General features: G+C 56.3%; 13 protein-coding genes. 6 read left to right on the forward strand and 7 right to left on the reverse strand.

Translation table 11 applies throughout. The features are described from left to right. Positions 1 to 3: 3 nt before the first annotated feature. Together MWU61_RS02270 and MWU61_RS02275 are read right to left on the reverse strand one after the other, a co-directional pair. Entirely contained in the window at positions 4 to 492 is a 489-nt protein-coding gene (locus tag MWU61_RS02270) for a tripartite tricarboxylate transporter TctB family protein (protein WP_247126440.1), read from the reverse strand. Beyond that, positions 492 to 1,457: a tripartite tricarboxylate transporter substrate-binding protein gene (locus tag MWU61_RS02275; protein WP_247126442.1), complete on the reverse strand. Its 966-nt coding sequence runs from the start codon at positions 1,455 to 1,457 to the stop codon at positions 492 to 494. Before MWU61_RS02275 ends, MWU61_RS02270 begins: the two co-directional genes overlap by 1 nt. A 155-nt stretch (positions 1,458 to 1,612) precedes the next feature. On the opposite strand from MWU61_RS02275, the gene MWU61_RS02280 reads away from it, so the two are divergent. The 3 genes from MWU61_RS02280 to MWU61_RS02290 are packed head-to-tail and all read left to right on the forward strand — an operon-like array spanning position 1,613 to position 4,643. Continuing rightward, the gene (locus MWU61_RS02280) at positions 1,613 to 2,278 is read left to right on the forward strand and encodes a response regulator transcription factor (RefSeq protein WP_247126444.1); all 666 of its coding nucleotides are present in this window, start codon (positions 1,613 to 1,615) and stop codon (positions 2,276 to 2,278) included. Further along, a complete protein-coding gene (locus tag MWU61_RS02285; protein WP_247126446.1) occupies positions 2,275 to 3,660 on the forward strand; it encodes a sensor histidine kinase in 1,386 nt (461 codons plus the stop codon). Before MWU61_RS02280 ends, MWU61_RS02285 begins: the two co-directional genes overlap by 4 nt. After that, the gene (locus MWU61_RS02290) at positions 3,630 to 4,643 is read left to right on the forward strand and encodes an ABC transporter substrate-binding protein (protein ID WP_247126449.1); all 1,014 of its coding nucleotides are present in this window, start codon (positions 3,630 to 3,632) and stop codon (positions 4,641 to 4,643) included. The genes MWU61_RS02285 and MWU61_RS02290 overlap by 31 nt, the downstream gene beginning before the upstream one ends. Before the next feature lie 44 nt (positions 4,644 to 4,687). Here the strand turns inward: MWU61_RS02290 and MWU61_RS02295 are convergent, their stop codons facing one another. Further along, positions 4,688 to 4,984, reverse strand: coding sequence for a DUF6476 family protein (locus MWU61_RS02295; RefSeq protein WP_247126450.1), 297 nt, complete (start codon positions 4,982 to 4,984; stop codon positions 4,688 to 4,690). Here MWU61_RS02295 and MWU61_RS02300 point away from each other — a divergent pair. From MWU61_RS02300 to MWU61_RS02310, 3 genes are all read left to right on the forward strand, one after another. Continuing rightward, positions 4,983 to 6,014, forward strand: a complete 1,032-nt coding sequence (locus MWU61_RS02300) for an RluA family pseudouridine synthase (RefSeq protein WP_247126452.1) — start codon at positions 4,983 to 4,985, stop codon at positions 6,012 to 6,014. The two genes, MWU61_RS02295 and MWU61_RS02300, sit on opposite strands and share 2 nt — an antisense overlap. 179 nt (positions 6,015 to 6,193) lie before the next feature. Beyond that, positions 6,194 to 7,090 (forward strand): RNA polymerase sigma factor RpoH, encoded by an 897-nt coding sequence (rpoH, locus tag MWU61_RS02305; protein WP_247126455.1) that lies wholly within the window; start codon positions 6,194 to 6,196, stop codon positions 7,088 to 7,090. Between the two features lie 99 nt (positions 7,091 to 7,189). Further along, positions 7,190 to 8,155, forward strand: coding sequence for a Gfo/Idh/MocA family oxidoreductase (locus tag MWU61_RS02310; RefSeq protein ID WP_247126457.1), 966 nt, complete (start codon positions 7,190 to 7,192; stop codon positions 8,153 to 8,155). Positions 8,156 to 8,209: 54 nt separating this feature from the next. On the opposite strand, the gene MWU61_RS02315 is transcribed toward MWU61_RS02310, so the two are convergent. The 4 genes from MWU61_RS02315 to MWU61_RS02330 all read right to left on the reverse strand — a co-directional run bounded on the left by MWU61_RS02315 (position 8,210) and on the right by MWU61_RS02330 (position 13,684). Further along, on the reverse strand, positions 8,210 to 10,030 hold the full coding sequence (locus MWU61_RS02315; protein ID WP_247126458.1) for a M3 family oligoendopeptidase: 1,821 nt from the start codon (positions 10,028 to 10,030) through the stop codon (positions 8,210 to 8,212). A 93-nt stretch (positions 10,031 to 10,123) separates the two neighbouring features. Then, a complete protein-coding gene (locus MWU61_RS02320; RefSeq protein WP_247126461.1) occupies positions 10,124 to 11,713 on the reverse strand; it encodes an ATP-dependent DNA ligase in 1,590 nt (529 codons plus the stop codon). Further along, on the reverse strand, positions 11,710 to 12,717 hold the full coding sequence (locus MWU61_RS02325; protein WP_247126463.1) for a ligase-associated DNA damage response exonuclease: 1,008 nt from the start codon (positions 12,715 to 12,717) through the stop codon (positions 11,710 to 11,712). The genes MWU61_RS02320 and MWU61_RS02325 overlap by 4 nt, the downstream gene beginning before the upstream one ends. 31 nt (positions 12,718 to 12,748) lie before the next feature. Next, on the reverse strand, positions 12,749 to 13,684 hold the full coding sequence (locus MWU61_RS02330) for an alpha/beta hydrolase (RefSeq protein WP_247126465.1): 936 nt from the start codon (positions 13,682 to 13,684) through the stop codon (positions 12,749 to 12,751).

Below are 13,684 nucleotides of genomic sequence, written 5' to 3' on the forward strand. Positions count from 1 at the left end.
GGATTAGTGCCCCACGAATGGAATGAGAATGCTGATGGCGTCCCACAGCTTGGCTGGGGTTGGCACGCGATAGGCCACGATGTTGCCCAGCATGAGAATGTATTTGAAGATCACGAACAGGCCGATGGCTAATCCAAGCCCGGTCAACGCGGCTTTGCCAGCGTGCGGCGCAATTTGATAGCTTAGGATTGCGGCGGTGAGCGCGGTTGGCAGAACAAAGCCAAGCGGCGTGATCATCACGGCATAGACGGCCAACACGAGAACGGCGATGAACAGCCCACCCCATGTGCGGGATGCGGGCCAATCAGGGTCGGGGTCGGGTTTGAAGATTACGACCAAAGACGACAGCGCAGCGACGCCCCCGATCATGAGGGGAAAGAGCTTGGGCAAGAATTCACCCGAAAACATATTCGTCTGGATCTGAGTGGCAGCCGCGATATACGCGGCTGCCGTGATCAGGGTAACCAGACCGAAAATACGGTCTGATGCCATTACTGAGTAACCCCCAGTTCAGCGCTCATGCTCGCGATGTCTGAGACGAGGCCGTCAACGTATGACTGGAAGTCACCGCCGACTTTAGTGAATGGTGCCAGACCGTTATCAGCCATTGCTTGCGCCCACTCTGGGCTGTCTGCAACCTGCTGAAGCTTGCCTGCCCATTCATCAAACTGCGCGTCGCTGATGTCTTTTGGCACGTACAGACCACGCCAGTTTACGGCCACAACAGGGTAACCCTGTTCGGTTGCCGTTGGGATGTCGTCGAAGCCCGGAACGCGTTCGTCTGTGAGAACGGCAATCACGCGGATGTCACCGTTTTCGAGGAAAGACACGACTTCGGACATGTCGCCTGTCATCGCTTGGGTGAAACCGCCGACTGTCTGCGTGATCGCGTCTGCACCACCGTCAACACCGATGTATTTAACGGAACCGATGTCTGTGAAGCCTGCTTCTTTCAGGACCATCAATGGCTTGAGGTGATCGAAGCCACCAACCGCAGACCCGCCAGCGAAGGCCACGGAACCCGGCTCTGCCAAGATCGCGTCGACCAGATCGTTCAGGCTTTGGTATTCGCTGTCAGCGGCAACGGCGATGATGCCCGGATCAGCACCGATGGCCCCCACAAAACGAACCTGATCGGCTGTCATGCCTGCGTAGGCATTCTGGGCCAGACGCGTTGTTGTTGCGGATGAAGCTGCGATGATCAGGTCTGCATCGTCAGCACGTTCGGTGACAACGTGGTTATACGCCAAACCACCGCCAGCGCCGGGCATGTTGGTGACCTGAACAGGGCTGTCTACTGCGTCGATATCATACAAGATTTTGCCGATCTGGCGGCATGTGAAATCCCAGCCACCGCCCGGGTTCGCAGGTGCGATGCATTCTGCGGCATAGGACGCAGTGCCCGAAAAGGCGAAGAGTGCGCTGGTGGCGATTGCGCCAAGAAGCGTCTTTTTCATGTGATTTTCCTCCCAGTATTCACATTGCGTGGGAGGTCATTGTCGTTTTGTCACGCCAAGCTCCCCCCTTGCGTGCCCTTAGGTTTTGGTCCCAACCTGACAGCAACCTGACAGGTGCTCAGGAAATGTGCAGTTTATAAAAAAGAGGCGATTCAGTGCGATTTCTTTTGGTCGAGGATAACCATGATTTGGGGCAGTCGGTGCAGACGCGATTGTCGCTGGATGGGCACGCCGTTGACTGGGCTGTTTCGCTGTCGGATGCAGAGGATCATTTGGCGGCTGCGCGTTATGATTTGATCTTGCTTGATATTATGTTGCCGGACGGGGATGGGCGCGATTTTCTGGCGTCCCAAAGGCGCGCAAAACGGGACACGCCAGTGATCGTCATGACCGCACGTTCGGCGGTCGCGGATCGTGTTGCATTGCTGGATACAGGTGCGGATGATTACGTCACAAAACCATTTGATTTTGCGGAGTTAGAGGCCAGAGTTCGTGCGGTTGTCCGGCGTCGTGGTGGTGCTGCGCAAACGGCGTTGAGCTATGCTGATTTGACGTTCAATCCGCTCGCGGCAACCGTCACGTTTGCGGGTGAAACACGTGAACTGCGGAACCGTGAATTGAGGTTGTTCGAGGTGTTGGTCGCAGCACCGGATCGTATCTATTCCAAGGCCCAATTATGCGACCGATTGCTGTCTGCGGCAGAGGCCGTGACCGACAACGCGATTGAAGTTTACGTCGGTCGTCTGCGCAAGAAATTGGAAGGGTCACGCGCCAAGATCGAGACGGTGCGCGGTGTTGGATATCGGCTGACGGAATCATGAAAAACCTGTTCAGTCCGGCAGGATCGATTCGCCAAAGGCTAGTTCTGATTCTGCTTGTTGTGGCCGCTGTGCTGGCGGGGTTGCTATACCTGTCTGTCCGTACGGTTGCAGACGCCGCTGTGGAAACAACTCAGGATGCGATTTTGGGTGCCGCGACGGTTGCGATTGCAGAAGAATTACGTGGTGGCGAAGACGGTATTACTGTCGAAATTCCTTACGCGGCCTTTTCGATGTTGGGGGCAACGGGGCAGGATCGCGTATTTTATCGCATTTTGGTTGGCGAAGAGACGGTCACCGGTTACGCGGATTTGCCATTGCCGAACACGTCGTTAAGCGGGCTTACCCCAACGTTTACTTCGCAAGTGTATCAGGGAGTTACGGTGCGGACCGGTGCAGTTTCAAGATCGGTTCTTGTCGACGGCACATCACAAGTGGTGACCGTGTTGGTGGCGCAAACGCGGACAGCCCAAGAAGCGATTTCGCGGCAGATGGCTAATCGGGCAGCTGCCCTTGGCCTTGGGTTTTTTGCCTTTGCAGCGATCTTGTCAATTTTTACTGCGCGGTCAGTCCTGACGCCGCTGAACCGATTGGCGGAAGCGATGGGACGACGCGGCCCGCAAGATTTACGTCCTGTGGAACGCGCGGTGCCGACGGAATTGGCCCCGCTGATGCACGCGTTGAACGGGTTTATCGCACGGCTTCGGGGCGCATTGACGCGCACGGAAACCTTTATCACTGAAGCGGCCCATCACGTGCGGACGCCGCTTGCGACGGTTCGCGTCCAGGCCGAAATTGCGATGCGGCAGACCGATGACGATGCGCTGCGGGCGACATTGCGCAATGTAATCAGGGCGGTAGATGACAGTGCACGCTCTGCAGGGCAGTTGTTGGATCACGCGACCGTCGTTTATCGCACGGATCAGCGTGCGGACGAACAGGTGGCGCTTGGTCCTTTGGTCTTGGATGTTGTTGATAGCTTTTCACCGACGGCTGATATGCGCGACATCGCGTTGGGGACCTGTGTACCTGACGATGTGATCGAGCTGCAATTCGACCGGCTATTGATCGAAAGCGCGCTGCGCAACCTGATTGATAATGCAGTCAAATATTCCTTTGCCGATAGTGAAGTCGACGTAGAACTGAGCGTGAAGGATCGCATGGCGATGCTGAAGGTGCTCGATCGTGGTCGTGGGATCGGTGCGGGGAATACGGCGCAATTGGCTGGCCGATTTCGACGTGGTGAAAATGTGGGCGATGTCATTGGCTCCGGTCTTGGGCTGACCATTGTGCGCGACGTGGCCCGTGCCATCGGCGGAAGTTTTGAGATAACAGAGAGATCGGGAGGTGGCACATGCGCCATTTTGTTACTGCCGCTGGCTTAAGCGTACTGGCGTCGCTGTGCGACGCGTATGAAATCGAAGAAGAAACCGTTTTTGAAGGCGGAGCCGTTGAACTGTCGATCTTGTCGACGACAGACACCGAAGCATTCGCACCTTTGATCGCAGCATTCCAATCCACGAATCCGGACGTGACGCTGCGCTATACGGTTGCCAACAGTCAGCAAGTCTACGCTGCGGTTCAGGGAGAAGCGCCGTTTGATCTGGTGATTTCGTCTGCAATGGATTTGCAGCTGAAGCTTGCGAACGATGGCTTTGCAACGGCGCATGGATCGGATGAAACGATTGGTCTGCCGAGGTGGGCGCGGTGGCGCGATCAGCTATTTGCATTCGCGCAAGAACCTGTCGTCATTATCGCATCGGCGACTGCATTTGGTGCGAACCCGCCACGCACACGCGCAGATTTGATTGATGTTTTGCGCGATGACCCTGCGACCTTCACAGGCCGGATTGGAACCTACGATCCAGCGCGATCCGGTGCGGGGTATTTGTTCGCCACCCAAGATGCGCGTCAATCGGATTCGAGTTGGCGGCTGGCCGAAGTGATTGGTGGTCTTGATCCTAAGTTATACACCACCACTGGCGATATGATTGCGGGCGTTCAATCCGGCGAACTTGCGATTGCTTACAATGTCTTGGGATCTTACGCGTCTCAGCGACTGACGGAAGGCGACGCCATCATCATCGAAGCACTGGATTTCACGCATGTTTTGTTGCGAACCGCCTTGATCCCGCGCACGGCCACGCGGTCGGATCTGGGCGCATCGTTCTTGGATTTTCTGTTGTCCGAGGAAGGTCAGCGGTTGATTGAAGATGAAACGGGTTTGCCACGTATCAATGAAGCCGCTTTGGCGGCGGGGCCGCATTTGCGTCCGATACGATTGGACCCCGGGTTATTGGTGTTTGTGGACCCGCTGATGCGGCAGCAGTTTCTGAACGAATGGACGGCTGCTGTTGTGCAGGACTGACAGTGCGGGAGCCTCCGACGGGGATTTGGAGGGCGTCAAAGAAACTAGGGGACGCCGACATCAATCGTTTGGATCAGCCTGTTGCTCGCGCGGTCATAGACGAGGATTTGATTGTCTGTGGTCACAACGCCAAACCAGTCCTGACCTTGGGTGAACGAATAGGCGCTGGTGCCTTCGGGCAGGGCAATCCGGTCAGGTAAAGGCAAAGGGTCGCGATTCAAGCGGATGACAAGCATCGTGATCATGAGTATGAAGCCCGCAATCATCACAACCGTCAGCACCGTGACCAGCCGTTTCAGGTAGGTCAGATGTGGCGGAAGCGTATCAGGAACGTCATCCATGTCTGCGACCATTGTAAACTTCTCCATCGCGGACAATCCGCCGCCGCGTCTTGATAAGGCGTTGGCCCGTGATGTGCCAGAGGAAGCATCGCTGTCGCGGTCGCGTCTTGCAAAGCTGATCGCGGATGGATCGGTGAAGGTCGATGGCATCGTGGTCACGGACCCGCGTTTTCGGGTGGCTGAGGATGCCGAGATCGCGATTGCAGTTGAGGTCGCGGAAGAAAGCCATATCGGGGCCGAGGATATCCCGCTGGATGTCGTGTATGAGGACGATGATCTGATTGTGGTGAACAAGCCCAGCGGTATGGTGGTACATCCAGCGCCGGGCACGCCCGGTGGGACGCTTGTCAATGCGCTGATCCACCATTGTGGCGAAACGCTGAGCGGTGTGGGCGGTATGAAACGCCCCGGGATCGTGCACCGGATTGATAAAGAAACGACTGGTCTGCTGGTTGCTGCAAAATCTGATCGCGCGCACCATAGTTTGGCCAAGCAATTTGCGGACCATTCGGTCGAACGACGGTATCTGGCGCTGTGCTATGGTGAGCCGTCGTCGAATGATCCACGCCTGCGTGGGATCAAGGGCGCGTCGTTCGAGGCGTCAAACATCCTGCGGGTTCAGACGTTTTTGGGTCGTCATAAGACAGACCGTCAACGTCAGGCCGTGTCGTTTGAAACGGGCCGTCATGCGGTGACGCGAGCGCGGATCGTGCAATCGTTGGGTACGCCGCCGGTTGCCGCGTTGCTGGAATGCTGGTTGGAGACGGGGCGCACCCACCAAATTCGTGTTCACATGGCCCATTGTGGACATTCGCTGATCGGCGATCCGGTTTACGGTGGGCGGCGCAAATTGTCGCCTAAGGCTGTGGGGCAAGCGGGAGTTGATGCTGTGGCTGGTTTCCGCAGGCAAGCGTTGCACGCGGCGACATTGGGTTTCGTCCATCCGGTCACCGGTGACGAGATCGAATTTGAAGCGCCGATGCCTGACGATATGGCCGTACTTCTGCGCGCGCTTGGCGGTCAGGGCTGAAACATACAGTCCCATGTGCGTGATCGCACAGTAATACCACTTCACCAATCGGCGCGGCGTGTTCATATATTGGATACGAATTTGGGGTAGGGCCACTTGAATAGGTCCAATACTGGCCCCATATCCATGTTAAGCCCATAAACATAGGGCCGCCCATTTTAGGGTAGGGAGTATAAAACATGAGTAGCTACGCAAATTTACCAGCACCGTCCCCGGAACAGGGGCTGAACCGTTATATGCAAGAAATCCGCAAGTTCCCGATGTTGGAGCCGGAGCAGGAATATATGCTCGCGAAACGTTGGGTTGACCACGAAGATACGGATGCGGCGCACCAGATGGTGACGTCTCACCTGCGTTTGGCTGCAAAAATTGCGATGGGTTATCGCGGCTACGGCCTGCCGCAGGCCGAAGTTATTTCCGAAGCGAATGTTGGTCTTATGCAGGCTGTGAAGCGGTTTGATCCTGAAAAAGGGTTCCGCTTGGCGACCTATGCGATGTGGTGGATTCGTGCGTCTATTCAGGAATATATCCTGCGGTCTTGGTCCCTTGTGAAGCTTGGGACGACATCAGCGCAGAAGAAATTGTTCTTTAACCTGCGTAAGGCGAAAAACCGGATTGGTGCGTTGGAAGAGGGCGATTTGCGTCCTGAAAACGTGGCACGCATCGCGAACGATCTTGGTGTGACTGAAACTGAAGTTGTGTCCATGAACCGTCGGATGTCGGGTGGTGATGCGTCGTTGAACGCCACTGTCGGGTCAGAAGGCGAAGGGACAATGCAGTGGCAGGACTGGCTTGAGGATGAAAGCGCGAACACTGCGTCGGATTACGAAGAGCATGACGAACTGGACGCCCGTCGTGAAATCATGGCTGAAGCGATGGGTGTGTTGAATGACCGTGAAAAGGACATTCTGATGCAGCGCCGTTTGGCCGAGGAGACGATCACGCTCGAAGATCTGAGCGGGAAGTACGATGTGTCGCGCGAACGGATTCGCCAGATTGAAGTCCGCGCGTTTGAAAAGCTGCAGTCTGAAATGCACAAGCTGGCCCGCGAACGTGGGATGCTGGAAACAGCTTAACAGCAGCTGGGAACTTGAAAAACAGGCTGTCGCGGGAAACTGCGGCGGCTTTTGTTTGTTTCAGGGACCCGCTACGTTGCCCGAAATGGGAGAAACCACATGACAATTCAATGGGGCGTCTTGGGCGCATCAAGCTTTGCACGCGATAACATGGCGCCTGCAATCCACGCGGCGAAGGGTGCGAATTTTGCGGCGCTGGCAACATCGTCGGTCGAGAAAGCCAAAGGTTTTCAGACTTATGCGCCGGATATCGCCGTTTACACAGACTATGATGCCATGCTTGCCGATCCAAAGATTGATGCCATCTACATTCCTTTGCCGAACCATTTGCACGTTCCTTGGACGATCAAGGCGCTGGAGGCGGGCAAGCATGTCTTGTGCGAAAAGCCGATTGCGTTGAAAGAGTCCGATTTCGACGATCTGATCGCGGCGCGGGACAAGGCCGGATTGATTGCGGCCGAGGCATTCATGATCCCGCATCATGCCCAGTTCGGCCGTGCGCGGGAATTGGTCCAATCTGGCGCGATTGGTGATCTAGTCCATATCGACGGCACGTTCAGCTATAATAACGCGGGCGATCTGGACAATATACGTCACGATCCGGCCAAGGGGGGCGGTGCGTTGCCGGATATCGGCGTCTATCCTATCGGTGCCGCGCGGCTTGTATCGGGGCAGGAACCGCAGAGCATCACGCTTGCGAACCTGCGTTATGAGCATGGCGTTGACGTGTTTGCCCAAGTTGCCGCGGATTTCGAAAGCTGTAGTTTTTCAGCTGTCGTATCAATGCGGATGATGAATTATCAGCAGATGACGTTCCACGGGACCACCGGCGTGTTGCGCCTGACTTGTCCGTTTAATGCGAACAAGGCGGATGTCGCTGAGCTGATTTTGGATCGGAAGGACGCGCCGCGTCATGTTGAACGCTGGCCTGCGGAAAACCATTACGTGCGGCAAGTTGAGAATTTCAGCGCTGCCGCAGAAGGGGATGCGGAATATCCCGTGCCGCTGGAGTGGAGCCGTGGGACGCAACAGATGTTGGATATGATTTACGCCGCAGCGAAGTAAATTGCTTTGGCGGAATGAAAAGGGGCGGCATGTAAACCATGCCGCCCGTTTTGTTTAGTCTTCCATCGCTTCGAGTTCGTCGATGAAGCCTTCGATCATCGACAGACCTTTGTCCCAGAATTTCGGGTTAGAGGCATCAAGCCCGAATGGGGCGAGCAGTTCTTTGTGGTGTTTTGAACCGCCCGCTTTGAGCATATCGAAGTATTTGTCTTTAAAGTCGGGGTCGCCTTCTTCGTAGACCGCATAAAGCGCGTTCACCAAACCGTCCCCGAATGCATAGGCGTAGACGTAAAACGGCGAATGCACGAAGTGCGGGATGTAGGCCCAGAAGGTTTCGTATCCCGGTGTGAAATCGAAGACTTCGCCAAGGGATTCGGCCTGTACGGACATCCAAAGCGCGTTGATGTCGTCCGGCGTCAGTTCGCCCTGCGCGCGTGCCGCGTGCAGTTTGCATTCAAAATCATAGAACGCGATTTGCCGCACGACCGTGTTGATCATGTCCTCGACTTTGCCCGCGAGCAGAACCTTGCGTTCTTCTTTCGTCTTCGCGCCTTCCAACAGCTTGCGGAAAGTCAGCATTTCGCCGAACACAGACGCCGTTTCAGCGAGCGTCAGTGGCGTGGACGACAGCAGTTCGCCTTGTTCGGCCGCCAATACCTGATGCACACCGTGGCCCAATTCGTGGGCGAGCGTCATCACGTCGCGTGGTTTGCCCAAGTAGTTCAGCATGACGTATGGGTGCACCGTCGTGACTGTCGGATGCGCAAATGCGCCCGGTGCTTTGCCCGGTTTTACGGGCGCGTCGATCCAGCCGTCGGTAAAGAAAGGTTTCGCGAGATCGGCCATTTCTGGCGCAAAGTCGGCATAGGCGTCCATCACGGTTTGCTGCGCTTCATCCCAGCCGATCAGGCGTTCGCTTTCCATGGGGAGGGGCGCGTTGCGGTCCCATGTTTCCATCCGGTCCAGCCCTAACCATCTGGCTTTCAACGCATAGTAACGGTGCGACAGACGCGGGTAGGCTGCAACCACGGCGTCGCGTAGCGCTTCGACAACTTCGGCTTCGACGTGGTTAGACAGGTGCCGACCGGCTTGTGGAGACGGCATTTTGCGCCAGCGGTCTTCGATCTCTTTTTCCTTGGCGAGCGTGTTGTGTACGCGTGCGAAGATCTTGATGTTTTCTTGGAAGACGTCGGCAAGCGCGTGCGTTGCGGCTTCGCGTTTGCTGCGGTCCTGTTCGGTCAGCAGGTTGAGCGTTGCTTCGAGGTTTAGCGTTTCGCCGTTCACTTCGAATTCCAGACCAGCCATTGTTTCATCGAAAAGGCGGTTCCATGCGGCAGAGCCGACAGTGGATTGGTCGTGCAGGAATTTTTCAAGCTCGTCAGAAAGTTGATGTGGTTTCATCGCTCGCATGCGGTCGAACACCGGTTTGTAACGGGCTAGATCCGCATTGGCGTCCAACAGGCCCGCAAGATGGTCATCTTCAAGCCGATTGAATTCCAGACCGTAAAAAACCAGCGGCGTTGTGAAAGCAGTAATTTTGTCCTGCATATCCGCCATAAACTTCGCGCGGTCACTGTCGGTTGTGATCTGGTAGTACCGCAAGCCCGCGTAGGACATGATGCGACCCGCGATGACGTCGATTTCTTCGTAGCGTTGCACTGCGTTCAGCAGACCAGCCGCGTCGAGCGTTTCGAGCTTGCCTTCGTAGTCGCTGGCGAAATCGGCACAGGCTGTGTCCAGCCAATCCATGTCCTTTGTAATTTCCGGACCATCGGGGCTGGGGTACAAATCGGTCAGATCCCATTCTGGCAAATCGCCAAATTGATTGTGCCCACCAGCGGGATTTGCATCATGGACTTGGGGATGACTACGCATCTTGGAACCTCTTCTGAACTTTCCAGTCGTACATAGGCAATCGCGGCCTGTGTTAAAAGGCTCGCTGGTTTTTGTGCGAACAAATGCGCCGGTTCATCCGTATAGCGCGAGCATCTGTTTCAAATCATCGAGGGTGTTCGCCTCGGATACCGGTTTATCGTGTCGCCAGCGCAGCATGCGGGGGAAACGCAAAGCGACGCCGGATTTGTGACGCGGGGACGCTTGGATACCTTCGAACGCGATCTCGAACACGTGTTCGGGCGGCACTTGGCGGACCGGTCCGAATTTCTGCAGCGTATTTTTGCGCACCCATGCGGTAATTTCGCGAAACTCTTTGTCGGTCAGGCCTGAGTACGCTTTGGTGAAAGGTGTCAGTTCGTTGCCGTTCCAGACCGCAAAGGTGTAATCGGTGAACAGGTTGGCGCGCCTGCCGTGACCTGCTTGCGCGTAAATCATGACGGCGTCGATTGTTAGCGGATCGACCTTCCATTTCCACCAGTCACCGCGTTTGCGCCCCGCCAAATACGGGCTGTGCTTGTTTTTCAGCATCAGCCCTTCAGCGTTCAGGTCGCGGGATTTATCGCGCTCTGCTGCCAAATCGTCCCATGTTTGAAAGGCAACGCTTTGCGATAGTTTGATCGGTGCAGTGTCGGGCGACGCGTCGATGATAGCGGACAATGCGGCGCGTCGGTCAGACAAGGGGTGATCGCGGATATCGGTTCCGTCTTGTTCCAGCAGGTCGTAGGCCATCAAGATAACGGGGGCTTCGGTCAGCAGCTTTTTAGGAACGGTTTTGCGCCCAATCCGCTTTTGCAGCGCGTTGAACGACAGCGGGGCATCGTTGGCGAAAGCCAATACTTCGCCATCAATGACGGTGCCGTCCGGCAGATAATCCTTCAATTGGGCGAATTCGGGGAAGCGATCTGTCATCAGGTCTTCGCCGCGTGACCAGAGGTGGTGTTCGCCGCCGCGCAATATGAACTGGCCGCGAATACCGTCCCATTTGCGTTCCGCGTTCCAATCCGTTGGTTCGCCAAGGTCGTCGAGCGTGTCCAATCCGTAAGCGAGGTAGAACGGGTAGGGGCGCGATCGATCCGCTGTGGGATCATCCGCTTCGATCAGGGCATGAAATGTTGTGGTTTCAGGCGTCCAGTTGCCCATCAATTTGTGGGTTAAAGCAGCCTCGTCTTGGTCGGTCGCTTTGGCTAAGGCGCGGGTCATCAGTTTGGTACTGACACCGACACGAAACCCGCCAGTCAGAAGTTTTGTAAACAAGAACCTCTGCATGTCGGGCAGGGTGTTCCACGCGTCGATGATGCCTGTTTTGCGAGCGTCGTCGTCCAGTGTGCCAAGTTGTTTTATCGTTTCAATCCAGTGGGTCAGGGACTGATCCGCCGTCTGTTCCGGTGGTGGCAGAACAAGTGAAATCGTTTCGGCCAGATCGCCGACGATGTTGTAGCTTTCTTCGAATAGCCAATCGGGCAGGCCTGCGACCTCTGCCGCCCATGTGCGGAGTTTTCCGGCTGTGATGGTCCGTTTCGGGCGACGGCCGGAAAACAGTGCGATCGTCCAAAGTTTGTCGTCGTCAGGGGCGGTCGTGAAATAGTCTGCGAGTGCTGTGACTTTGGCGGTTGTTTTGGTGGATTCGTCGATGCGGGCGAAAAGCTGGGCGAAGTCCTTCATACGTCGTCCGCCTCTGTTGCGTCTTCGCCGTTGTATTCTGTGGACACGACGTGAGCGTCATAGCCTTCTTCGCGCAACCATTTGTGGAAGGCGTCCGTGTAGCCGTGGGTTGCAAAGATTTTTTCGGCACCCGTCGCTTTGATTGCCGCGTTCAGCCCATCCCAGTCGGCATGGTCAGACACGACAAACCCACGATCCGCCCCGCGCCTGCGCCGCACACCGCGTAGCGCCATCCAGCCGCTGGCGAAGGCGGTCGAGGTCGGGCCAAACTTCTTCATCCATGACCCTGCCATCGCGGATGGCGTCGCAAGCACCAAGGCGCCCGCGTAGTCCCTGACGTTTGTTTCGGCGGTGACGCGGATCGTGTCGGGCAAAGCGATGCCCTGACCACGCAAAATCTCGTTGGTGTTTTCAATCGCCCCATGAGTCAGGATCGGACCGATGTCGGCGTTCACCGTGGTCAGCAATCGTTGGGCTTTGCCAAGGGCATAGGCACCAAGAACGGATGTTTTACCTGCGGCTTTGATTGCGGCCCACCAATCGTTGATCTGGGTCGTCAGGATGTCTTCGGGTGTCCATTTGAAGATCGGCAATCCGAACGTGCATTCGGTGATAAACGCGTGGCAGCGAACCGGTTCAAACGGTTCTGACAGGCCGTCGGCCACGGTTTTGTAGTCCCCAGACGCGACCCATGTTTCGCCTTTCACGGTGACCTTGATCTGCGCAGACCCTGGCACGTGGCCGGCTGGATGAAAGGAAACGGTCGCCCCCCCGATTTGGCGCGTCTCTGCGTAGTTGATCGTGTCGAGCGACACATCACCCAGACGGTGGCGCATGACGGGGGCGGCGGCGGTGGTTGCAAGGTAATGGTCCATGCCCCAACGCGCATGATCGGAATGTCCGTGCGTGATCAGGGCCCGATCGACGGGCTGCCAAGGATCGATATAAAAATCGCCCGCCGGACAGTAGATGCCGCGGTCTGTGAAGGTAAGAACGTCTGCCATACCCAAAGGATAGAGCTATTCGTGCGTTTGCCTAGGGATGCGCGTTAAAGTGGGCGATCATCGTGTCGTAGACAAACCGGCGCGATGCTGGGATTTCCAACATGACCTCGTGTTCGCCTTTGTCGATCATGTGCAAGGTGCCGTTTGGCCATTTTGCCATGCGATCTTTGATGCGCTGAGGGTCTACAATATCTTCATTCGTGCCCAAGAAGGTGACAGTTGGTGTGGAGGGAGACGGGCGGTTCGATAACCGCAGCATTTCACGCAGCGATTCCCCTAACCATCTGATCGACGGGCCACCCAAGGCCAGATCGGGGTATTTGGTAAGTTGTTCGACAAGACGATCCCACATGTCGCGGTCTTTGGTCAGCGTGTTGATGTCGAAATCTTCGCGCAGCACATAAGACACAGGGGGCTGACCCGGTGCGAAAACATTGTCTTTACCAAATGCGCCTGCAACCGCCGACACGGCCCATGCGCCTGGACGGACTACTGGCGAAAGGCCAATGCCCCACATTGGCGCGGAAAATGCGGCGGCCTTGACGGGCAGACCTTCCATTAAGGCCCGCAACCCAATGCATCCGCCCATGGAATGGCCGATCAGGTAATAGGGTTCAGGCAGGCCAAGTTCTTTGACGTGTGCCATCACAGCGGACACATCTTTTTGATAGTCGGCAAATTTCCCCACGTGCCCCATGCGCCGATCGCCAACCATCCGGTCGGCCAATCCCTGACCGCGCCAGTCGATTGAAACAGTCGCATAGTTGGCATCAAGAAATTCGCGGGCCGCATCACCGTATTTTTCAACGTATTCCGTGCGGCCCGGAAAAATAAGCACCGTTCCTTTGACGTCCGCGCCGGTCCAATGACCCACACGAATTTTCAGCCCGTCGACAGTGGTGACCCAATGGGCCGCCCCGCCGTCAGGACCATAAGCGACATCGTCATGAAACGGTGCAATATCCAT

It is taken from the genome of Loktanella sp. F6476L (assembly GCF_023015725.1).
Lineage (GTDB): Bacteria > Pseudomonadota > Alphaproteobacteria > Rhodobacterales > Rhodobacteraceae > Yoonia.

What these genes read in the sequence shown, in the direction of transcription:
- MWU61_RS02270 (WP_247126440.1), bottom strand. Translation starts at nt 492, where the DNA reads ATGGCATCAGACCGTATTTTCGGTCTGGTTACCCTGATCACGGCAGCC.
- MWU61_RS02275 (WP_247126442.1), bottom strand. Translation starts at nt 1,457, where the DNA reads ATGAAAAAGACGCTTCTTGGCGCAATCGCCACCAGCGCACTCTTCGCC.
- MWU61_RS02285 (WP_247126446.1), top strand. Translation starts at nt 2,275, where the DNA reads ATGAAAAACCTGTTCAGTCCGGCAGGATCGATTCGCCAAAGGCTAGTT.
- MWU61_RS02290 (WP_247126449.1), top strand. Translation starts at nt 3,630, where the DNA reads ATGCGCCATTTTGTTACTGCCGCTGGCTTAAGCGTACTGGCGTCGCTG.
- MWU61_RS02300 (WP_247126452.1), top strand. Translation starts at nt 4,983, where the DNA reads ATGTCTGCGACCATTGTAAACTTCTCCATCGCGGACAATCCGCCGCCG.
- MWU61_RS02295 (WP_247126450.1), bottom strand. Translation starts at nt 4,984, where the DNA reads ATGGATGACGTTCCTGATACGCTTCCGCCACATCTGACCTACCTGAAA.
- rpoH (WP_247126455.1), top strand. Translation starts at nt 6,194, where the DNA reads ATGAGTAGCTACGCAAATTTACCAGCACCGTCCCCGGAACAGGGGCTG.
- MWU61_RS02310 (WP_247126457.1), top strand. Translation starts at nt 7,190, where the DNA reads ATGACAATTCAATGGGGCGTCTTGGGCGCATCAAGCTTTGCACGCGAT.
- MWU61_RS02315 (WP_247126458.1), bottom strand. Translation starts at nt 10,030, where the DNA reads ATGCGTAGTCATCCCCAAGTCCATGATGCAAATCCCGCTGGTGGGCAC.
- MWU61_RS02320 (WP_247126461.1), bottom strand. Translation starts at nt 11,713, where the DNA reads ATGAAGGACTTCGCCCAGCTTTTCGCCCGCATCGACGAATCCACCAAA.
- MWU61_RS02325 (WP_247126463.1), bottom strand. Translation starts at nt 12,717, where the DNA reads ATGGCAGACGTTCTTACCTTCACAGACCGCGGCATCTACTGTCCGGCG.
- MWU61_RS02330 (WP_247126465.1), bottom strand. Translation starts at nt 13,684, where the DNA reads ATGGATATTGCACCGTTTCATGACGATGTCGCTTATGGTCCTGACGGC.